This window comes from Kribbella sp. VKM Ac-2568, from assembly GCF_004345365.1.
GTDB classification, from domain to species: domain Bacteria; phylum Actinomycetota; class Actinomycetes; order Propionibacteriales; family Kribbellaceae; genus Kribbella; species Kribbella orskensis.
The window spans coordinates 532,079-552,784 of the sequence record NZ_SLVF01000006.1 but is presented as its reverse complement, the minus strand read 5'-3'; the positions used below and the strand labels follow the sequence as shown (position 1 = coordinate 552,784).

The following is a 20,706-nucleotide window of genomic DNA, read 5'->3' as shown; positions in this document are numbered from 1 at the left end:
AGAGCAGAGAGTGATGCAACGTCGATGCAACGTCGCCGGATCTAAGGTGCGGCCAACCGCCAAACCCTTTCGTTGGAGGATCAATGACGATCTATGCAGCTCCCGGGCAGGACGGCAGCCCGGTCGAGTTCAAGTCGCGCTACGACCACTACATCGGCGGCGAGTGGGTACCGCCTTCCAAGGGCGGTTATTTCGAGAACCCGACTCCCGTGACCGGTGAGAACTTCACCGAGATCGCGCGCGGCACCGCCGACGACGTCGAGCTCGCGCTCGACGCCGCCCACGGGGCGGCGCCGGGCTGGGGCCGGACGTCGTCGTCGGAGCGCGCCAACATCCTGAACAAGATCGCCGACCGGATCGAGGACAACCTCGAACTGCTCGCGGTCGCCGAGACCTGGGACAACGGCAAGGCCGTCCGGGAGACGCTGGCCGCCGACATGCCGCTGGCGATCGACCACTTCCGGTACTTCGCCGGCGCGCTGCGGGCCCAGGAGGGCTCGATCTCGCAGGTCGACGACGACATGGTCGCGTACCACTTCCACGAACCGCTCGGCGTGGTCGCGCAGATCATCCCGTGGAACTTCCCGATCCTGATGGCGACCTGGAAACTCGCGCCCGCGCTGGCGGCGGGGAACGCCGTGGTGCTGAAGCCGGCCGAGCAGACGCCCGCCTCGATCCACGTGCTGATGGAGCTGATCGGCGACCTGCTCCCGCCGGGCGTGCTGAACATCGTCAACGGGTTCGGCGTCGAGGCCGGCAAACCGCTTGCCTCTAGCAACAGGGTCGCCAAGGTCGCGTTCACCGGTGAGACCACCACCGGCCGCCTCATCATGCAGTACGCGTCGGAGAACATCATCCCGGTGACGCTGGAGCTCGGCGGCAAGAGTCCGAACATCTTCTTCGACGACGTCGCGAACAGCAAGGACGACTTCTACAACAAGGCCCTCGAGGGCTTCACCATGTTCGCGCTGAACCAGGGCGAGGTGTGCACCTGTCCGTCCCGCGCGCTGATCCAGGCCGGCATTTACGACTCGTTCCTGACCGACGCGAAGGCCCGGACCGAGGCGGTCAAGCAGGGCAACCCGCTCGACACCGAGACGATGATGGGCGCCCAGGCCAGCAACGACCAGTACGAGAAGATTCTTTCCTACATCGACATCGGCAAGGCCGAGGGCGCCAAGGTGATCACCGGCGGCGAGAGAGCCGACCTCGGCGGCGATCTGAGCGGCGGCTACTACGTCCAGCCGACCATCTTCGAGGGCGAGAACAAGATGCGGATCTTCCAGGAGGAGATCTTCGGCCCGGTCGTCTCGGTGACGAAGTTCGACGACTACGCCGACGCGATGAAGATCGCCAACGACACCCTGTACGGGCTCGGCGCGGGCGTCTGGTCGCGGGACATCAACACGGCGTACCGGGCAGGTCGCGAGATCCAGGCCGGCCGGGTCTGGACCAACTGCTACCACGCGTACCCGGCGCACGCGGCCTTCGGTGGGTACAAGAACTCGGGCATCGGGCGCGAGAACCACAAGATGATGCTCGACCACTACCAGCAGACCAAGAACCTGCTGGTCAGCTACAGCCCGACGCCGGACGGCTTCTTCTAAGCCCATGGTCGACAGGGTTTCGTTCACGGAGGAGGCGGCGGAGTTGCTCCGCCGCCTCACCGAGCTGCACGGCCCGCTGATGTTCCACCAGTCCGGCGGGTGCTGCGACGGCAGCTCCCCGATGTGCTATCCCGACGGCGAGTTCCGGACCGGCGCGGCGGACATCCGCCTGGGTGACCTGGCCGTCGACGGGCTCGACAAGCCGGTCGCGTTCTGGATGTCGAAGAACCAGTTCGAATACTGGAAGCACACCCACCTGACCGTCGACGTCGTCAAAGGCCGCGGCAGCGGCTTCTCCGTGGAGGCCCCCGAAGGCGTCCGCTTCCTGATCCGCTCCCGCCTCTTCAGCGACCAGGAGACCGCCGACCTGGGTCTCCTCTAGTGCGCAGGGCACTCGAACTCACGCAGCGAGTGCCGACCGTCCGGTGGCGTTGCCGGACAGCCGGCGCTCTTCACTTGCGCGGAAGCACGCTCAGGGCAAACAAAAACGGCCTCCCGAGGGAGGCCGTTGGACCACAGCCGTGAGGCCATGGCGTGGTATCCAGATCCTAGCTATCCACAGGCCCGCGATACAACCCAGCGAGGTGGACCTGAGACTCAGCGACTGTCGAGGTGCTCCTGCAATTCGTCGAGGGTGCGGACGCCGTGGTCCAGGACGGCTGGGTAGATGTCGGTGCCGCCGAGTTTGGCTGGGTAGTCGGGGTGGGTGTTCTTGAGGCGGAGGATTGTGAGTTTCTGGGCGGGGGTTGCTGTGCGGAGGCGCTCTGCCTCGGCGACGTGGGGGCGGTCGACAGCGTGGAGCCAGACGGTCAGGTCCACCTTCCAAAGGCCGCCTGGGCCCTCGTAGCGCAGTACGGCGTAGAACCGTTCGTCGGTGAGGCGGGGGGTGGGGCGGCGGTCGGCGCGTTCGTCGGTGAAGTCCGCGGCCAGGAGGCCGGGACGGGTGGCGATCCGGGCAAGGCCTTCCAGCACTGCGGAAGCGGTGGCCTCGGGAGCAGTGAAGGTGATGTCCAGGTCGCGGTAGTTCATCAGGCCGGAGAGGGCACTCCCGACCAGTTGGGGTGGGCCGAAGGTCGGGAACGCCGCTTCCAGGTCGAGCAGGCGGAATACGTCGAGCGCTTCCGCCTGTAGTGCCTCGGCACGGGCCACTAGGTCCATGCCGAGGACGTTAGGTTCAGGGGGCGGGGATCGCCAGTGGTTTGCCTGGTATGACGACCTGGGTGTCCAGGGGTAGCTCGGAGCCGTCTAGGTGGATTGCGTGGATGTCTAGGTGGCCGGCGTGGCATTCGAGGGTCAGGGTGGAGTCGCGGAAGGTGGCTACGCCCCAGCCCGTCCCGGCGACGAAGGGGACCTGCCAGCCGCCGGCCAGGCGGGCCGCCTCGAGTGGTGCGAAGGTGAGCGTGTTCGTCAGCGCGTTGTAGCTGAACCCCGCGAGGGCCTCCAGCACGGACCAGCCGGCGGCGTTGCGGATGTAGTGGTCGCCGCACTCGATCGGGTTGAACGGGTTACGCCGCGTCCCGTCGTACCGATCCCACATCCCTTGCAGTACGGCCATTCCCTCGTCGACCAGGCCCTCATAGAGAAGGTGCGCCGCGACCTGGTACTCCGAGCCCGTCCACACCTCGTCGCAGTACCGCGTGGGAACAGCAGGGCGGCCACCATGCGGCCAGGTACACATCAGCAGGCCGGTGTCGTCGCCGTCCGCGAACACCCGGTAGGGGTGGGAGAAGTCCGCGAAACCCGTGCGCAGGTTGTGCCGCACGACAGCGCGCAATGCCGTCTTCACGTGCTCGGCGGGGAGCAGGTAGCCCAGGTCGAGCTGGTGCGCCCACCACTGGCCGATCAGCTGATCGGCCAGACAGCCGTCGCCCCACTGGAAGTCCTGCTTCTCCTCGGGTGCCAGCACCTGGCGGTAGTACTCGCCGGTGAACAGCAACTCGTCGTACGCCTTGCTGCCGGCCTCGAACAGCATCCGGTAGTCCTTGCCGTCCTCGCCGAGCAGCAGCGCCATCTCCTGGGCCGCACGCAGTGCCGCGAGCCACAGGGTCCCCATGAACGAGTTGACCCCGCAGAGGTCGATGTCGTGCGTACTGGGCTGGATGCCCCGCAGTACGCCAGTGCCCTCCGGGTCCCACTTGCCGCGGATGTGAGTGAGCAGCCGCTCGACGTTCGGCCATCTGCTGGCGAGCCACTCCATCCCCGCCCCCTGCCGGACCTCCCGGTAGGTCTTGAGCACGCTGCCGAGCATCCCGTCGAGCGCGGGCTCCTCCGGGCCGCCTATCACCACGTCCCAGAGCTGGCGCTGGTACGTCGGCGCGATCACCCGGTGCGGGATGTACCCCTCCGGCGCCTGCATCACGTCGTACTCCGTGTCGCGCATGTCGCGTTCCAGCGCGGGGAAGAGCCGGGACAACGTCTGCTCGTAGTTCCAGACGTGCGTGCAGTTCAACGGGCACGATCCGCCGTACCGGCCGCCCCACATCACCGTGGACGCGCCCAGCGTCCCCTCGAACCCAAGCACTGTCCCCTCGGCGGTCCGGAAGACAGTAGGACTCCGTACGTCGGCCACCAGCGCTGCCAGACGCGTCCCCGTCTCACCAGGCAAGGTGCTCGACTCGAAGGCATCGCCCCACGCCACACTCGCGGCAGCCAGCTCGTCCCACCGGGCGACGAAGTCCTCGGCGACGGCGACCGCGTCCGGCTGCGCCTGGGTGTAGGCGTTGCCCAGCCAGAACTTGCTGTGCCCGTAGTCGCGCCGAGGCCCGAACTGGTGGAAGTCGACGGAGCGGTTCGCGAAATGCCACGCGATCAGGAACCGCACCCGCACGGTCTCCCCCGCCGCCAGGTGGAACGGCGCCGCGAGCCCACCGTTCCAGGTGGTCCCTGCCGGGCTGGGGCCGCTCGACGGGATCGGCCGATCGGTGGGCCGTCCCGCGAGGTAGGTGATGAACTGTTCGGGTGTCGTCCACTGCGGATAGGCCTTCGTGCCGGCACCGTCCGTACTGAGCACCATTTGCCCGGCGCCCGGGTGATCCGCCGGCAGCGTGCCGTTCTCGAACACCAGCGAGGTCCAGCCATCTCGCTGCCTCGAGCGGTTCGTGTTGCCACCGTAGAGGCCGCAGGACACGCCGTCGATCGGCGTGACGCCGTCCCAGCCCACTGCGTTCTGCAGAGCTCCGGCAAGTGAGCCGTGCACAGCGATCTCACCGGGGTTGTGCAGTGTGAAGGTGAAGGCCGCGACCGGCTGCGAGCTCGCAGAGGCGTCCAGCGGGACGAGCGGGTTGAAGACCTCCATACTCACGTCGATCGGTAGGTCGGTCTCATAGTCGACCCGAGCCTGCGGATAGACCGCGGCGACAGACGCCTCACCGACCGGTCGCAGCAGCGAGTGCAGCCGCCGCTCAGCAGCCGGTACTGCGTCGTCCGTCACCAGCGGCGTGCCCGATGATTCCTGCAAAGGCCCTTGCAGCAAACGGATCTCGTCCACTGGCGGCTCGACGCGGGACACCCGGATGGCGAAGAAGCTGTCCGGCAGGTGCCCTTCGTGGTTGCCGATGTTGTGCAGTTGCCACTGCCGGAGCGCACCGTTGCCCGCCAACGCCAGGTTGCCGGTCCCCAGACCACCCAGCGGCAGTGCGAAGTGCCGCAGGTTCTCACCGGTGTAGCGCGCCATGCATGTTCTCCGATCGTCCGAGAGTCGTCCAGGTGCCAGCGGATGCGAACAGCGCCACCGGCCCGGGAGCCAGCAGCAGCAATGAGGCAGTGACAGAGGTACCGAGCAAAAGAGCAACCACCGCGAGGGCAACCACCCCGAGCGGTACTGCGGGGGCGCGGGCGACCAAAGCCAGCGCTGTGAGCCAGAGCGACTTACCACGCAGCCCTGCGGTCACCCGAAGGCTGAAGGCACTGAAGGAGGTCAAGACGGCCAACACAATGGCACAACCGCTCACTGCCAGAGGCAAGGCCATCAGCGGTCCGCTGTAGAGCGTCCAGTTCACCAGAGCCAGTGCAGCAACGACTCCCGGGACCAGGCCTACCTCAAGCCCCGCTCGCCAATGCCGCTTGAGGTTTTGCAGCAGCAGGAGCACTCCGCCGCGCCCACCCAGAACGACGGAGTCGGTGGTCGCGGTCACCCCGGCCCACACCGGCGCAACCAGTAACGCGGACAGGAGCACACTGCCCGGTGTCACCCCGGGCATCAGGACCACCACGGCAGCGTACGCAGTACAGGTGAGGACGCCGATGACGGCCAGCAGCGGCAGTTCGTGCCACAGAGAGCGGAGCGCGACGGGCAGGTGATCCGTCATGCGCGCAACCCGGTGGACGCGATCGATGCGATGAAGGAGCGCTGGAAGATCAGGAACAGCACCAGGATCGGCAGCACCACCAAGGTGATCGCGGCGAACAGCACCACCGCCGGCCCACCGCCCATCGCTCCCTGCAGGGAGACCAGGCCGACCGGCAGCGTCATCTTCTCCGGCGACGACAAGAAGATGTACGGCCAGAAGAAGTTGTTCCAGGACGCCTCGAAGACGAAGATCCCCAGCGCCGTCAGACCCGGTCGGGCCAGCGGCAGGATCACCCGGAACAGGATCCAGAAGTGGCCGGCGCCGTCCATGATCGCCGCCTCGTCCAGCTCCCGCGGGATCGACGCGATGTACTGCCGCAGGAAGAAGATCCCGAACACGTTGACGAGCGCCGGCAACCAGATCGCCACCGACGTGTCGACCAGGTGCAGCCACCGCATCAGGATGAACACCGGTACTACGGTCAGCTGAACCGGCACGACCAGGGCCGCCAGCAGCACCAGGAAGATCTGGTCCCGGCCGGGGAACCGCAGCCGCGAGAACGCGTAGGCGGCCAGTGCACTCGTCAGCAGCGATCCGGCCGTGGTGATCAGCGCGATCTGCAGGCTGTTCCACGCCATCCGGGCGAACGGGATCAAATCCGGCACCTGCTGGAAGTTCTCCAACGTCGGCGGCCGCGGGATCCACCGCGGCGGCAGCTGGAACGCGTCGATCGGCTGCGACAACGCGGTCACGATCAACCAGACCAGCGGCGCGATCATCAGCAGCCCGCCGAGCACCAGGACGAGGTCGAGCAGCCTGCCCTTCAATGCGACGCCGTTCAGTGCAGGGCCGTTCACTGGTGCACCCACCTTCGGCTGAGCCGGAACTGCAGCCCGGTGGCGATCATGATGACCAGGAACAGCACCAGCGACAGCGCCGCGGCGTACCCGACCTCGAAGGACTGGAAGCCCTTCTCGTAGGTGTACATCACGATGCTCTGGGTGGCGCCGTCCGGACCGCCGTTGGTCATGATCAGCATCGGGTCGAAGATCTGGAACGCGCCGATGAAGGTGATCACGGTGGCGAAGAAGATCGTCGGCGACATCACCGGCAGCGTGACGCTCCAGAACCGCCACCAGGCGTTCGCGCCGTCCACCCGGGCCGCCTCGTGCAACTGCGCGGGCACCGTCTGCAGCCCGGCCAGCAGGATGATGAACGTGTACCCGATCGTGTGCCACCAATCGACCACGATCAACGTCGGCAGGGCCCAGGTCGGCGAGGCGAGCCAGTTCGTCACCGGCAACCCGAGCGACGAGAGGTAGTGCGTGGCCAGGCCGAACGACGGATCGAGCACGTACTTCCAGATCAGCGCCACCGCCGCCCAGGACACCAGGAACGGGAAGAAGTACGCGGTCCGGACGAAGTACTTCGTACCGCGCGTCATCGTCCGGTGCACGCCGAGCGCGAGCAGCATGCCGATCCCGATGTGCGTGACCACCGACGCCGTGGCGAAGACGAAGGTGTTGATCACGGCGCGGATGGTGGCCTCGTCCGTCACCAGCTGCCGGAAGTTGTCCAGGCCGGCGAACTCCGGCGTACTGAGCAGGTCCCAGTGGAACAGGCTCAGCCCGAAGGCCGCGACCAGTGGAGCGGCGACGAAGACCAGGAACAGCAGCACAGCGGGGCCGATGAACAGATAGCCGGGCAGCCAGTCCCGCCGTTGCTGAGGAGTCGCCTGCTTCGCCGCCTGAAGTTCTGCTACGGCGGTCGCCATGAAGTCAGACCAGTCCCTCGAGCGCCGTCTGGGTCTTGCCGAGGGCGTCGGCCGGCGCGGCGTTGCCGGTCAGCACCTGCTTCCAGCCGTCCTCGATCGCCTTCTGGACCGCGGCGCCCTTGTCCGGTGAGGGAATCGGGGTCGCATAGCTGAGCGCCTGGTAGAGCGACTCGGTGCCCTTCGGGGCGTCGGTCAGGAACGACTCGCTGTTCGCGATCGACTTGCGGGCCGGCACGATGGTGCCGCCGAGCTGGGCGAAGAAGGACGAGCCCTCCTTGGAGATCAGGAACTTGATGAAGGTCCAGGCCTCGTCCTTCTTCTTCGACGCCTTCATGATCGGGTAGCCGTTCCAGCCGACCGGCGAACCCTGCTCGACCTTCACCGGCCAGGGCACGATGCCGATCTTGTTCTGCACCTTCAGGTTGCGGATGCTGATGATCGGCCAGCGGCCACCGCCGAACATCGCCAGCTTGCCCTGCGCGGCGGCCGTGGGGGCGTCGAAGGTGCCGCCCGGCGGAGGTGACAACTTGTCGGCCACCAGCGCCCGCTGGAACTCCGCTGCCTCGATCACGGCCGGATCGTTGAAGGTCGGCTTGGACCAGTCGTCGTTGAAGCTGCTGGTGCCGTTGGTGAGCAGCCAGGGCATGATCGCGGCGAAGTACGCGGAGTCCGCGGCGTACCCGAAGGCGCCGGTCTTGGCCTTGATCTGGTCGCACGCCTTGCGGAAGTCGTCCCAGGTCCACTTGGCCGTCGGCTCCGGTACGCCGGCCTTGGCGAAGAGGTCCTTGGAGTACCACATGCACATCGTGTTGAACTCGCCTGGCAGGTAGTACGTCTTGCCGTCGGTGGAGCTGTACTTCTTGTTCCACTCGATCAGGTTCGGGTCCATGTCGGCGTAGTACTCGTCGATCGTCGCCTTGTCCTTGGCGATGAAGTCGTCGAGCGGCGCGAGCAGGCCCTTGGACGCGAACAGCCGCTGGCCCTCGGTCGCCACCTGGATCACGTCCGGCACCTGGCCGCCGGCCAGGCGGGTGGACAGCTTGTTGAAGAAGTCGCCCCAGTTCGACAGCGGGATGCCCTCGGCCTTGAGCTTGATCTCCGGGTGTTGCTCGCTGAACTTGGCGAACAGCTTGTTCCAGGTGGCCTGCTGCTCGGCCGTGCCCATGTAGACGAACGACAGTTCCTTCGTGCTGGAACCGCCGCCGCTGTCGTCACCGCCTCCGCAGGCAGTCAGTGCGCCACTCGCGCCGACGGCCAGCGCAGTACCGCCCGCGGCGCGCAGGAATCCGCGGCGGCTGAGTCCGGATCGTTCCAGTGCAGGGGTCATCGCGCTCGCTCCTCGGTCCGGCGCGACTGCCTCACCAGGGTCGGACGGCCGCGTTCCATTGGGCGGGAAATCGATTTCTCGCCAGCATAGGCCCGGTCGCCGAGGCCCTGTCAAGGGCGTTCGGTCAATCCGCCGGCCTACTGCACGACGCCGAGGGTCAGCAGGATGTTGGCGTAGAGCCGCTGTTCTCCGGTGGCGACGGCGACGGCCAGCTCAGGACCGCGGGCAACGGCATAGAAGTCCCCGCGGCCCAACGGCTGCAGCGAAATGTCCGGCAGCAGCGAGCGGAAGCGCTCGTAGATGCCGGGCTCTTCCCCGGTGTCGGTCGCCATCACCCGGGCCGCCTCGACCGGCACCACACCGAGCAGTGTTTCGAGCACGTCGTCGACCGGGATCTGGCCCGGCCGCAGGTTAAGCCAGACAGTCTCGGCCGTCGCCGACACCGCGGTCGCATACGGATAGTTGCCATCGGCCAACAGCACGACGGACCCGTGCCCGGCCCGCGCGAGTGCCCCGAGCAACGGCGGATGGATCAACGGATAGCGCAGCACCAGGGACCTCCACGGCATCGACGGGAAATCGAAGTCAGGGACGACTCAGGGTAGGCCCAGACCCACTCCCCGCGGGGAGACAGAGCTCCTGTGGACAGCGCCGGCGCGCCGAATCACCGGCCGGAGCACCGAGCGCGGCGACCTGCGGACCGGCCACTTCCTCGGCGTGCACGCGCTGCAGGCGATCCCATTGGTTGCCCTAGGCGTCGTTCTGCCGGCCAGGCGGTACCCGGCGTTGCGCCCCGAGGGTCCACGCGCCGCCCTGGTCGCGGTAGGCGCCGCGGCGTACGCGGGACTGATCTGGCTGGTCACCTGGCAGGCCGAGCGCGGCGAGTCCCTCGTGCACCCGGGCACGCCGACACTGCTCGCGGCCGGGTCGTTGCTCAGTACGACCATTATCCTGTCGCTCGCAGTGGTAGTCCGTGCACAGAGGACAACCCTTGCTTCCGCCAGATTCCGCAGATAACCCTTCCCCGGGCTCGCCCGGGGACTTAGGGTCAGCCCGGGACGGACCGTGGAGGGCGGTCCGCTAAGACAAACTTCATGGAGCGTTGCAGTGAAAGTTTCAGGCAAAGGGCGGGGGCTCCTGGCAGTCGCTGCGGTGTCCGCCACCACCCTGCTCGCCGTAGCGGCCGGTGGCGGTGCCACGGCCGCCACTACCGCCAACCCGGACTCCAAGGGCCCGAGCGAGGCGACCAATCCGATCTCGTCGAAGGAGCGGAAGGGCAACTACGACGCCCGGACGCCGAATGCCCGATCGACCTACGCGCGCGCCGCGAAGGTGGTCGGCAAGGAGACCGCGGCCTCGGAGAAGTTCCGCGACTCCCTCGGCACCCAGGGCGTGGTGTCCGTGGACGCCAACACCGGTACGCCGGACCAGGTGACCAAACTGGACGGCTTCCTCACCGGGAAGAGCGCCAAGAAGGCGACCGACATCGCGCTGGCCTACGTCAAGGCGCACCCCGAGGTCTTCAAGCTCTCCGAGTCCGACCTCGGCACCCTCAAGCTGCGCAAGGACTACGTCGACGACCTCGGCACGCACCACATCTCCTGGGCGCAGGAGGTCGACGGCATCGAGGTGTTCGGCAACGGCCTGAAGGCGAACGTGACCAAGACCGGTCAGCTCATCTCCCTGCAGGGCGCCCCGATCGCCGGGCTGGTCTCGCAGGCACGGGCCCGCTCGGCCGCCCCGGCCGTCAGCGCCGACGCGGCCCGTTCTGCGGCCGCCGAGGACATCTCGGGCAAACTGGCCTCCGCCAAGGCGACCAAGTCCGGTGTGACCACCAAGTGGAGCAACGGCGACAGCGCCAAGCAGGTGTACTTCTACACCGCCAACGGCCTGCGCAAGGGCTGGATGACCTACGTCAACGCCGGCGGCTCGAAGATCTACACCCACGTCATCGACGCCCAGACCGGCGGCCTGCTGTACCGCAAGGACCTGGTCAGCGAGGGCAACGGCGACGCCCTGGTGCAGGACAACTACCCGGGTGCCCCCAAGGGTGGCACGCAACGCACCGAGAACCTGATCTACAACAAGTGGCTGCCGAAGACCGCGAAGACGCTGCTCGAGGGCACCTCGGTGGCCGCGTTCGCGGACATCAACGACGACAACCAGCCGAACGGCGGTGAGACGGTCAAGGTGCCCGGCACCAAGACCACCTCGGAGTACAAGCTGGTCCCGTTCCAGTCGAGCAGCTTCTGCTCGGCGGCGTTCGTCTGCACCTGGGACCCGGCCAAGCCGGACTCCTGGAAGACGAACATGAACCAGGACGTCACCAACGCGTTCTACCTGGCCAGCAACTTCCACGACTGGCTGGCCAAGCCGCCGATCAGCTTCACCCCGGCGGCCGGCTCGTTCGACGCCGCGGGCGGCGACCCGGTGCTGCTGAACGCCCTCGACGGCGCGGCGACCGGCGCCAACGGCGGCCCCGACGGCAACCACGTCAACAACGCGAACATGTCCACTCCGCCGGACGGCATCCCGCCGACCATGCAGATGTATCTGTTCCACACCCCGGGCGCGAGCGACGAGCAGGACGGCTACGTGCCGAGCAGCTCGGGCAACGACGCCAGCGTCCTGTACCACGAGTACACCCACGGTCTGTCGAACCGCCTGGTCGTGGACGCGACCGGCAACTCGACGCTGAACAGCATCCAGGCCGGCTCGATGGGTGAGGCGTGGAGCGACTTCTACGCGATGGACTACCTGGTCTCGCACGGCCTGGAGAAGGACACCACCGCCCCGGGCGAGATCCTCGAGGGCAAGTACGTCGCCCACGGCGAGCTGTTCCGCACCCAGGCGATCGACTGCCGGGTCAAGGCCACGGCGCCGACCTGTGTCGGCCTCGACGGCTCGCAGGGTGGCTACACCTACGGTGACTTCCCGACCATCGGCGGTACGCCGGAGGTGCACTCCTCCGGTGAGGTGTGGGCGCAGACCATGTGGGACCTGCGTGAGCGCTTCGGCCGTAGCTACGCGATGAGCATCATCACCCGTGCGATGGAGCTGTCCACCGCCGACCCGACGATGCTCGACATGCGCAACGCGATCGTGCAGGCCGACCTGGTCGCCAGCGGCGGCAAGAACGCCGGCATCATCTGGCAGGTCTTCGCCAACCGCGGGATGGGCTGGTTCGCGGGCGTGCTCGACGGTGGCGACTCGCACCCGGTCGAGGACTTCCACATCCCGCCGAAGGGCTCCACCACGACGATCACCGGCACGGTGACCGACAAGGACACCGGCGCTCCGGTGGCCGGCGCGCTCGTCTTCATCGGCGGCCACGCCTCGGGCTACGCGGGTGACTACTCCGCCGTGACCGCGGCGAACGGCAAGTACACGATCAAGGGGGTCCTGCCCGGCACCTACGGCAAGTTCGTCGTCTCCGGCGCCGGCTACGAGGTGCTCGGCGCTCCGCTGGCAGTCAAGGCCGGCGGCACCACCGCGAACTTCGCCCCGCGGCGCAACTGGGCGGCAGCGTCAGGTGGCGGCTCGGTGGTGGACTTCACCGGTCCGGACTTCACCCCGCAGTGTGGGCCGGACTACGCGATCGACTCCAGCCAGGGCACCGGCTGGGGCAGCACGACGGGTGACAACAACGGCACCCCGACCAACGTGATGATCCCGAAGAACATCGACATCGCGTTGCCGGCCGCCGTGAACATCACCAAGTTCTCGGTCGACCCGTCGAACACCTGTGGTGACCCGGGCAGCGCCTCGACCGGTAAGTACCGGATCGAGACCTCGGTCGACGGCACCACCTGGGCGACCGCCCAGGAGGGCGAGTTCACCGCCGCCAACCGCGGCAAGTACACCGAGCTCACCCCGTCGGGCAACACCGCCGGCGTGAAGTTCGTCCGGTTCGTGATGCTGAGCCCGCAGGTTCCGGACTTCGCGAACAACTGCCCGCTCGGCGCGTTCGGTGGCTGCCAGTTCACCGACATGACCGAGATCCAGGTCTACGGCACCAAGTAACACCCAGCACCACCCGCGAGGGCCGGCCGAGCATCCGCTCGACCGGCCCTCCGGCTTTTCAGCTACCCGCGCGAGAAGTGAGACGCAACACGCGGGCGTGATGAGGCCGACACCCACATGACTCACCGGTAACCAACCAATAACATCGCTGGTATGCAGATCCTCGCCATCGTCGTCTCGCTCGCGGTCGCCGCTGTCGGCATCGCGTTGTTCGGCAAGACGATCGGGCACATCGTGTCCGTCATCAAGCTCGGCCAGCCGGTCAGCCGGACCGACAAGCCGGGGCAGCGCTCCGCCACGCTGGCCAAGGAGACGCTCGGGCACACCAGGATGCTGCAGTGGAGCCACATCGGCGTGCTGCACTGGTTCGTCGCCTTCGGCTTCATCGGGTTGTTCCTCACTCTGGTGACGGCGTTCGGGCAGCTGTTCAACGCGCACTACGCGCTGCCGATCATCGGGCACTGGTTCGTCTTCGAGTGGGCCACCGAGTTCCTCACCTGGACCGGCCTGGTCTCGATCGTGGGACTGATCGTCATCCGGCTGCTCAACCTGCCGAAGGGTCACCTAGCCCGGTACAGCCGGTTCTTCGGTTCGCGCGCCTGGCAGGCGTACTACGTCGAGTACACGATCCTCGGCGTGCTGGTCTGCATCCTGCTGCTGCGCGGCCTGGAGTACGAGCTCGGCGCAGGCTCCAAGTTCCATTTCCCCACCACGTTCTTCTTCGGCACCGCCCTGTTCGGCGGGCTGAGCGAGCAGGCGCTGGAGAACACGGTCTACCTGGTCGCGATGATCAAGATCCTGATCTCGTTCGCCTGGATGATCACCATCTCGCTGAACGCCACGATGGGCGTCGCCTGGCACCGGTTCACCGCCTGGCCGAACATCTGGTTCAAGCGCAAGGCCGACGGCGGGACCTCGCTCGGCGCACTGCAGCCGATCATGATCAAGGGCGAGCCGATCGACTTCGAGAACATCGAGGAGCTCGACGAGGACGCCGCGCTCGGGGTCGGCAAGGTCGAGGACTTCACCTGGAAGGGCCTGCTCGACTTCACCACCTGTACCGAGTGCGGCCGCTGCCAGTCGCAGTGCCCGGCCTGGAACACCGACAAGCCGTTGTCGCCGAAGCTGATCATGATGAACCTGCGCGAGCACGCGTACGCCAAGGCGCCGTACCTGCTGGCCTCCTCGGACGACGAGCGCCAGTCGCTGCCGGACCTGGTGAAGGCCGAGCAGGAGCGCCCGCTGGTCGGCTCCCCCGACGTCGCCGTGATCGACGAGGAAGCACTCTGGGCCTGTACTTCGTGCGGCGCCTGCGTGCAGCAGTGTCCCGTCGACATCGAGCACGTCGACGCCATCATGGACATGCGCCGCTACCAGGTGCTGATCGAGTCGTCCTTCCCGTCCGAGCTCAACGGGCTCTTCAAGGGCTTGGAGAACAAGGGCAACCCGTGGAACATGAACCCGTCCGGCCGGATGGACTGGGCCAAGGGTCTGCCGTTCGAGGTCAAGCAGGTCGGCACCGATGTCGAGACACTGGCCGAGGTGGAGTACCTGTTCTGGGTCGGGTGCGCGGGCGCCTTCGAGGATCGCGCCAAGAAGACCACCCAGGCCGTGGCGGAACTGCTGAACATCGCGGGTGTCTCGTTCGCAGTACTGGGTGATGGCGAGACCTGCACGGGTGACCCGGCGCGGCGGGCCGGCAACGAGTTCGTCTTCCAGCAGTTGGCGATGCAGAACGCCGAGGTGTTCAAGGAGACCGGCGCGAAGAAGGTCGTCTCCACCTGCGCGCACTGCTTCAACACCCTGAAGAACGAGTACTCCCAGCTGGGTGTGGAGCTCGACGTCATCCACCACACGCAACTGCTGAACCGCCTCGTCCGCGAGGGCAAGCTGACCCCGGTCGCCCCGACGGACAGCGCACTCAACGGCCAGAAGATCACCTACCACGACCCGTGCTACCTCGGCCGCCACAACCAGGTGTACGACGCTCCGCGCGAGCTGCTCGACATCATCCCGGGCGCGGAGTTCGCCGAGATGCCGCGGAACCAGACGAAGTCGTTCTGCTGCGGTGCGGGCGGCGCGCGGATGTGGATGGAGGAGAAGGTCGGCACCCGGATCAACCTGAACCGGACCACCGAGGCGGTCGAGACCGGCGCGGACAAGATCGCCACCGGCTGCCCGTTCTGCCGGGTGATGCTGTCCGACGGCCTGACCGCCAAGCAGGCGGACGGATCGGCCCGCGAGGAGGTCGAGGTCGCCGACGTCGCGCAGCTTCTGCTCGCCTCGGTGAAGCGCGGGTAAAGCCCAGTACAAGTCTCTGCCACGAAGCGGCAATTGATTTCCCAGGCAGGGATTCCAGCCCGTAGGATCCAACGCCTTGATCCACTGGGAGGAAAACAAAGTGAGGTTCAGTTCTCGGGTGGCGACCACGGTCGTCACCCTGCCGTTGATGCTCGGACTCGCGGCCTGCGGTTCGGACAAGACGGCCACCGTCAACGCAGGCACCACGCCGACGCCCGTCAGCACGCCGGTCACCACGCCGAGCCAAGCACCGGAGCGGGTGGCTCCGGCCGTCGCGCACCTGAACACGGCGAGCTTCCTGCCGGCGATGAAGAAGTCGATGGTCGGCAAGGACTCTGTCAAGATGACCATGAAGATGGTCGCCGGCGGTCAGACCATGACGGTGACCGGTCAGCAGACCATGAAGCCGGTCGCGATGCAGCTGGAGATGAACGGCGCGGCCTTCGGTGGCAAGGCCAAGATGATCGTCGTCAAGAACATGCTGTACCTGTCCACCCCGGACGTCCCGGCGGGCAAGTACCTGAAGATCGACCCGAAGGACTCCAGCAACCCGATGGCGGCCAGCCTGGGCGGGATGCTGGACGAGATGGACCCGAGCAAGACCTTCGAGTCGTTCGACGGCGGTCTGAAGGCCGCCAAGTTCGTCAAGACCGAGACGATCGACGGCCGCAAGGTGGACCGGTACGCCGTCACCGTCGACATGGCGGCCGCGCTGAAGGCCAAGGGCCAGAAGATGGTCGCCGGGATGCCGAAGACGCTGGTCTACACGGTCTGGATGGGCTCCACCGACCACCTGATGTACAAGATCTTCTTCGAGATGGCCGGCGTGAGCATGACCATGAACGCCTCCGACTGGGGCAAGCCGATCAGCATCAAGGCTCCCCCGGCGAGCAAGATCGTCAGCCGCTGACCCAGCGGACACCGGCGATCGCCTGACCAAGGCGTCCGGAGTGGTGAGGCAGGCCCTCACCGCTCCGGACGTCGTCGTTTAGCGCAGGTACGAGGCGCCGTTGAAGTCCAGTACGGCGCCGCTGGACCAGCCGGCCGGCGGGGACGCGAGCCAGAGGACGGCAGCGGCGACCTCCTCGGGCGTCGCCACCCGGTTGAACGGGCTCTGGGCGCGGATCGCGTCGCCGCCGGGCCCGTTCAGACCCTGCGCGGCCATGTCGGTGGCGATGAAACCGGGCGCGATTGACGTCACGGTGATGTCATGGGGCGCCAGCGAGACCGCCATCGACTGCCCGAAGGCGTGCAGTCCCGCCTTGCTGGCCCCGTAGGCGGGCACATCCGGCTCCCCTCGGTACGCCCCGCGCGACCCGACATTGACGATCGCGCCCCGCCTGACCCCCTCGGCCGGGTCCCGGTCGAGCATCTGCCGGGCCACGCACCAGGTCAGGTGCGCGGCCCCCTCGAGATTCACCGCCAGCGTCCGGCGCCACGCCGCCACCCATTCGTCGTACGACGTGTCGGCGAGCGGGTGGCCGATCCGGCGCGACCCCGCGACCGGGTCGTCCACGAACAGCGCGGCGTTGTTCACCAGGACGTCGATCCGTCCGAGCGTTGCTGCCGATTCCTCAACCAGGGCCGGGATTCCGGCCGGTTCGCCGAGATCTCCGACCACCACCTCATGCCCCTGCCCGGGTAGTTCCGCCAACACGGCTCGGGCCTTGTCGGTCGCGCCGCGGCAGTGCAGCACGACCCGGTCGCCGGCCGCGGCGAATACCTTCGCCACCTCGGCTCCGACCCCTCGCGACGCACCGGTGACGAGCACTCCTCTGGACACCCTGTTCCCCTCTCCGTGGACTGCCCTCATTCTGCCCTGACACCACCCTGGCGGCTCGATGACATCAGAAGGGGTTGACAGTGACGTCACGATGACGTCAGTATTGCGTCATGGAACTTGATCACTACCTCGAGTCGGTCCGCCGTAGCGTGGAGAACGCCACCGCGTTGGCCGACGACCAAACTCGCTCCGTGGCCCAGCGCCTCGGCGCCACGCTGGATGACGCGGGCCGACTGGCCCTCATCTCAGCCCTGTCCGACGCTGCCGGGGAGATCAGCCGCGAGCTGTCCCCCGGATCGGTCGAGCTCCGGATGGCCGGCGGCCGTCCCGAGTTCGTGGTCACACCGGCCCCGAGCCAGCTGACCGGAGCCGATGACGACGAGCTGGACGACGACAACGACCACGACCAGCCGGCCGCGCAGGACGTCGCGCCGGATGCCGACGAGCCGACCGCGCGGATCACGCTGCGGCTGCCGATGTCGGTGAAGAACAAGGTGGACGAGGCCGCCAACGCCGAGGGCATCTCCTCGAACGCGTGGCTGATGCGCACCGTGATGACCGCCCTGACCGGCGGTCGCGGACCCCGGCCGCCCCGGCCGCCGCGCGCTCCGCGGGGTGGCTTCTTCGGCCCGGACGGACCGCTCGGCCCGGAAGGTCCGCTCGGGCCCGACGGCGTCTTCGGCAAGGACGGCGTCTTCGGACCCGAGGGACCCTTCGGCCCGGACGGCGTCTTCGGCGAGGGCTCCCGCCGCGGCGAGCGCGGTGAGCGCCGTGACCGCGGCGACCGTCGGGGCGAGCGCGGCGACCGTGGCAACGGACGTGGCCGCGGCGGCCGCGACCAGCGGGTGACGGGGTGGGCGCAGTGAGCGACCTCATCGGCACCGAGCTGACCGACGACATCCAGCGGGTCCGGATCGAGATCGGCGCCGGCCTGGTGGAGATCGTGCCCGCCGACGGCGAGCAGACCACCGCGACCCTCGAGGTGATCAACGGCTCCGCCGACGACGTCACCTTCAAGGTCACCAACGGTGAGCTGGTGGTCGAGCCGGCCAAGCAGTTCGCCCGCCGCGGCCCTGAGGTCCGGGTCCACATCGCGACCCCGGCCACCCTGGACGCGCGGATCAAGACCGGCTCGGGCGACATCTCGTCCCGGATGCCGCTGGGCGAGGCCCGGCTGTCGTCCGGCTCGGGTGACATCCGGGTCGAGCAGATCGCCGGCAGCCTGGCAGCGAGCGCCGGCAGCGGCGACATCCGGGTCGGGAACTCGGTGGGCACGGTCCGGGCCAGCACCGGCTCCGGCTCGATCGACATCGGCGAGGCGAACGACTCGGTCGGCGTGACCACCGGGTCCGGTGACGTCCGGATCGGCGACGCGGCCGGCCCGACCACCGTCAAGGTCGGCTCGGGTGACATCACCATCGAGCGGATCCGGGACCACTCGGTCGTCACCTCCGGCTCGGGCGACGTCCGGGTCGAGCTGACCGAGGGCCCGAGCGTCCGGGCGGAGACCGCCCGCGGCGACGTCCAGATCGGCGTACCGGACGGGCTGCCGACCTACCTCGACCTGAAGACGGTCACCGGGCAGATCCGGTGCGACCTCGAGCCCGGCGAGAAGCCGGCCGACGGCGAGCCCTCGCTGATGCTGCGGGCCCGCACCGTCTCCGGCGACATCACCGTCGTCCGGGTCTGAACCACCAAGCGCCATCAGCACCACCACATTCGTCAACGGGGACCAACGTGAGGGGAGCAGGACGATGATCACCGAACACCAAGAGGTCGCGCGCTACCAGGTAGAAGAGAAGCTCCGTGCCGCTGAGCTGCGGGCGCTGCGCAAGGAGGACCGCGCGACCCGTCGCGCGGCCTCCGGCCCGAGTGGTCCGCGGCACGAGCTCGCGACGGTACTGCGGCGCCTGGCCGACCGCCTCGAACCCCAGCCGCGGCACCGGCGTACCGGTCTCTCGGTCGTCCGGTGAGCACCGTGACCACGCAAGCACTTTGCAGCATGTTGCAACGCCTGGGGCTTGTGCCGGTGAGGGCCCGCTGACGCTGTTAGTGTCCTCGCCGTCACTCTTGGTCAATCTGGGGAGAGAGAAACGATGTTGCGTCCGTTGATCACCGTCACCGCGGCGGTCGTTCTACTGGCCGGCTGCAGCGGCGGCGACGACAAGGCGTCCAACTCGAGTCCGGACGACGGAGGCCAGTCGGCCTCCCCGACGCCGACCGCACCGGAGCTCGCATCCTTCGACCCGCCCAAGGCCTTCGCCGCGCTGTCGGCGATCGCGGAGCCGAGGACCGAGGACAGCTCGGTCGACACCGCCAGGGCCGGCATGGTCGGCCAGACCTCTCTCTACGCGAACCGCACCGCCATCACCGGCCGTACCCTGGCCGGTTCGAGCTGGCAGGTGCTCGCGAAGGAGGTCCAGACCACCAAAACGACAGACTTCACCGGGCCGATGGCCGTCCAGCTGGACGGCAAGGAGGTCATCGCGACCGCCTACATCCAGGACGTTCAGGGCAGCGGCACCCAGAAGTCCCACGGTCAGCTCAACTTCCAGTGGATCGATCCGGCCGAGGGCAAGGTGATCACCTCGATCGCCTTCGACCTCACCCCGACGCTGGGTCCCGGCAACGGCGGCGGCAGGATCCTCAGCCAGGCCTACGACGCCGCGACCGGACAGGTCGTCATCGCGCTCACGGTCTCGTCCCCGGACGGCACCGCGAAAATCGAGGACCTCAGCGTCTACGCCGATCCGAAGACCAAGAAGGCCACCGCGATCCCGTCCCTCAAGGCCGCCGGAGTGCTCAACGGCGTCGTCATCGCGGCCAAGGGCCAGCAGGGCGAAGGCAAGCGGAGCCTCTCGATCGCCTCCGTGGACGGCGCCACCGGCACCGTCAAGAAGGCCGCCGCCGTGCCAGGGAAGAACTACCTGTCGGCGCTCGGTACCGGCGGCCGGCGCGCCTACCTACACGGCACCGGATTCGTCGAGGGCGGCCTGGGGCACTTCGTGTCGTCCGTCTACTCCGTCGACATCGCCACCGGCGCGATCGTCGAGACGAAGCGGGCTGAAACCCCCAGCCGCTCCGAGGGCTACACCTGCTTCTCCGACCACGCGACCGCCTTGGTCTGCAACGGCAACGCCAGCCAGGGCAAGGACGAGATCCTGGCGTTCGACGAGACGACCGGCAAGCAGAGCTGGGGCTACACCTCCGAGTCGGCCAACCGCGTAGTCCCCGATGTCACCACGGTCTACAACGGCGCGGTCTACGGCCTGGCCGGCGACCAGCCCGTCGTGATGGACGCCAAGACCGGCCAGGACGTGCCGATCCCGACGCCAACTCCCAGTGCGACCCCCTCGGATGGCACCACGCCGTCTGAGGGCGGCGACTCCGAGGTCAGCCCGTCGGACGGCAACTCGCCGAACGACGGACCCACGCTCGGTGGCAAGAACATGGGCGGCTGGGGTGACACGTCGCTGATCTGGGGCAAGCCGCAGTCTCCGCAGATGGTCTCGAAGTACGGCAGCACCTACCTGCTGGACCCGGGCGGCAAGGCGCCGATGGGCACAGAGAAGATCTTCGTGGTGCAGAAGGCGATCGGCTGA

The 20,706-nt window shown here is 67.7% G+C and carries 18 protein-coding genes; 10 read left to right on the top strand and 8 right to left on the bottom strand.

Features of this window, described 5'->3' with window-relative positions; translation table 11 throughout:
- Positions 1-83 precede the first annotated feature (83 nt).
- A complete protein-coding gene (gene adh / locus EV648_RS20640; RefSeq protein ID WP_132293960.1) occupies positions 84-1,607 on the top strand; it encodes an aldehyde dehydrogenase in 1,524 nt (507 codons plus the stop codon).
- Between the two features lie 4 nt (positions 1,608-1,611).
- On the top strand, positions 1,612-1,989 hold the full coding sequence (locus tag EV648_RS20635) for a DUF779 domain-containing protein (protein ID WP_132293957.1): 378 nt from the start codon (positions 1,612-1,614) through the stop codon (positions 1,987-1,989).
- Between the two features lie 215 nt (positions 1,990-2,204).
- Here the strand turns inward: EV648_RS20635 and EV648_RS20630 are convergent, their stop codons facing one another.
- The 7 genes from EV648_RS20630 to EV648_RS20600 all read right to left on the bottom strand — a co-directional run bounded on the left by EV648_RS20630 (position 2,205) and on the right by EV648_RS20600 (position 9,566).
- Entirely contained in the window at positions 2,205-2,765 is a 561-nt protein-coding gene (locus EV648_RS20630; RefSeq protein ID WP_132293954.1) for a hypothetical protein, read from the bottom strand.
- A gap of 16 nt (positions 2,766-2,781) precedes the next feature.
- Complete coding sequence (locus EV648_RS20625; protein ID WP_132293951.1) at positions 2,782-5,280, bottom strand: GH116 family glycosyl-hydrolase; 2,499 nt, start codon at positions 5,278-5,280, stop codon at positions 2,782-2,784.
- A complete protein-coding gene (locus EV648_RS20620; protein WP_132293948.1) occupies positions 5,261-5,914 on the bottom strand; it encodes a hypothetical protein in 654 nt (217 codons plus the stop codon). The genes EV648_RS20625 and EV648_RS20620 overlap by 20 nt, the downstream gene beginning before the upstream one ends.
- Positions 5,911-6,753 (bottom strand): carbohydrate ABC transporter permease, encoded by an 843-nt coding sequence (locus tag EV648_RS20615; protein WP_241995410.1) that lies wholly within the window; start codon positions 6,751-6,753, stop codon positions 5,911-5,913. The genes EV648_RS20620 and EV648_RS20615 overlap by 4 nt, the downstream gene beginning before the upstream one ends.
- Positions 6,750-7,670: a carbohydrate ABC transporter permease gene (locus EV648_RS20610; protein WP_132293945.1), complete on the bottom strand. Its 921-nt coding sequence runs from the start codon at positions 7,668-7,670 to the stop codon at positions 6,750-6,752. Before EV648_RS20610 ends, EV648_RS20615 begins: the two co-directional genes overlap by 4 nt.
- Positions 7,671-7,674: 4 nt before the next feature.
- Positions 7,675-8,997 (bottom strand): sugar ABC transporter substrate-binding protein, encoded by a 1,323-nt coding sequence (locus tag EV648_RS20605; protein ID WP_132293942.1) that lies wholly within the window; start codon positions 8,995-8,997, stop codon positions 7,675-7,677.
- Positions 8,998-9,134: 137 nt separating this feature from the next.
- Positions 9,135-9,566: an RbsD/FucU family protein gene (locus EV648_RS20600; protein ID WP_241995409.1), complete on the bottom strand. Its 432-nt coding sequence runs from the start codon at positions 9,564-9,566 to the stop codon at positions 9,135-9,137.
- Between the two features lie 148 nt (positions 9,567-9,714).
- Between EV648_RS20600 and EV648_RS20595 the strand changes: the two genes are divergently transcribed.
- The 4 genes from EV648_RS20595 (at position 9,715) to EV648_RS20580 (ending at position 16,231) form a co-directional block, all read left to right on the top strand.
- A complete protein-coding gene (locus EV648_RS20595) occupies positions 9,715-10,014 on the top strand; it encodes a hypothetical protein (protein ID WP_199234712.1) in 300 nt (99 codons plus the stop codon).
- Between the two features lie 135 nt (positions 10,015-10,149).
- Positions 10,150-13,020 carry a M36 family metallopeptidase gene (locus tag EV648_RS20590; RefSeq protein WP_241995408.1) on the top strand — a complete coding sequence of 957 codons (2,871 nt, stop codon included), beginning with the start codon at positions 10,150-10,152 and terminating at the stop codon, positions 13,018-13,020.
- A 153-nt stretch (positions 13,021-13,173) separates the two neighbouring features.
- Positions 13,174-15,321, top strand: coding sequence for a (Fe-S)-binding protein (locus EV648_RS20585; protein WP_132293936.1), 2,148 nt, complete (start codon positions 13,174-13,176; stop codon positions 15,319-15,321).
- Between the two features lie 100 nt (positions 15,322-15,421).
- The gene (locus EV648_RS20580; protein WP_132293933.1) at positions 15,422-16,231 is read left to right on the top strand and encodes an LppX_LprAFG lipoprotein; all 810 of its coding nucleotides are present in this window, start codon (positions 15,422-15,424) and stop codon (positions 16,229-16,231) included.
- Positions 16,232-16,309: 78 nt separating this feature from the next.
- Here EV648_RS20580 and EV648_RS20575 read toward each other — a convergent pair whose 3' ends face one another.
- Positions 16,310-17,104, bottom strand: a complete 795-nt coding sequence (locus EV648_RS20575) for an SDR family NAD(P)-dependent oxidoreductase (protein ID WP_241995407.1) — start codon at positions 17,102-17,104, stop codon at positions 16,310-16,312.
- A 110-nt stretch (positions 17,105-17,214) separates the two neighbouring features.
- Between EV648_RS20575 and EV648_RS43315 the strand changes: the two genes are divergently transcribed.
- The 4 genes from EV648_RS43315 to EV648_RS20555 all read left to right on the top strand — a co-directional run bounded on the left by EV648_RS43315 (position 17,215) and on the right by EV648_RS20555 (position 20,706).
- Complete coding sequence (locus EV648_RS43315; RefSeq protein WP_199234711.1) at positions 17,215-17,970, top strand: hypothetical protein; 756 nt, start codon at positions 17,215-17,217, stop codon at positions 17,968-17,970.
- Positions 17,967-18,794, top strand: coding sequence for a DUF4097 family beta strand repeat-containing protein (locus EV648_RS20565; RefSeq protein WP_132293924.1), 828 nt, complete (start codon positions 17,967-17,969; stop codon positions 18,792-18,794). Before EV648_RS43315 ends, EV648_RS20565 begins: the two co-directional genes overlap by 4 nt.
- Positions 18,795-18,858: 64 nt before the next feature.
- Positions 18,859-19,077: a hypothetical protein gene (locus EV648_RS20560; RefSeq protein WP_132293921.1), complete on the top strand. Its 219-nt coding sequence runs from the start codon at positions 18,859-18,861 to the stop codon at positions 19,075-19,077.
- 123 nt (positions 19,078-19,200) lie between these two features.
- Complete coding sequence (locus tag EV648_RS20555; protein WP_132293918.1) at positions 19,201-20,706, top strand: hypothetical protein; 1,506 nt, start codon at positions 19,201-19,203, stop codon at positions 20,704-20,706.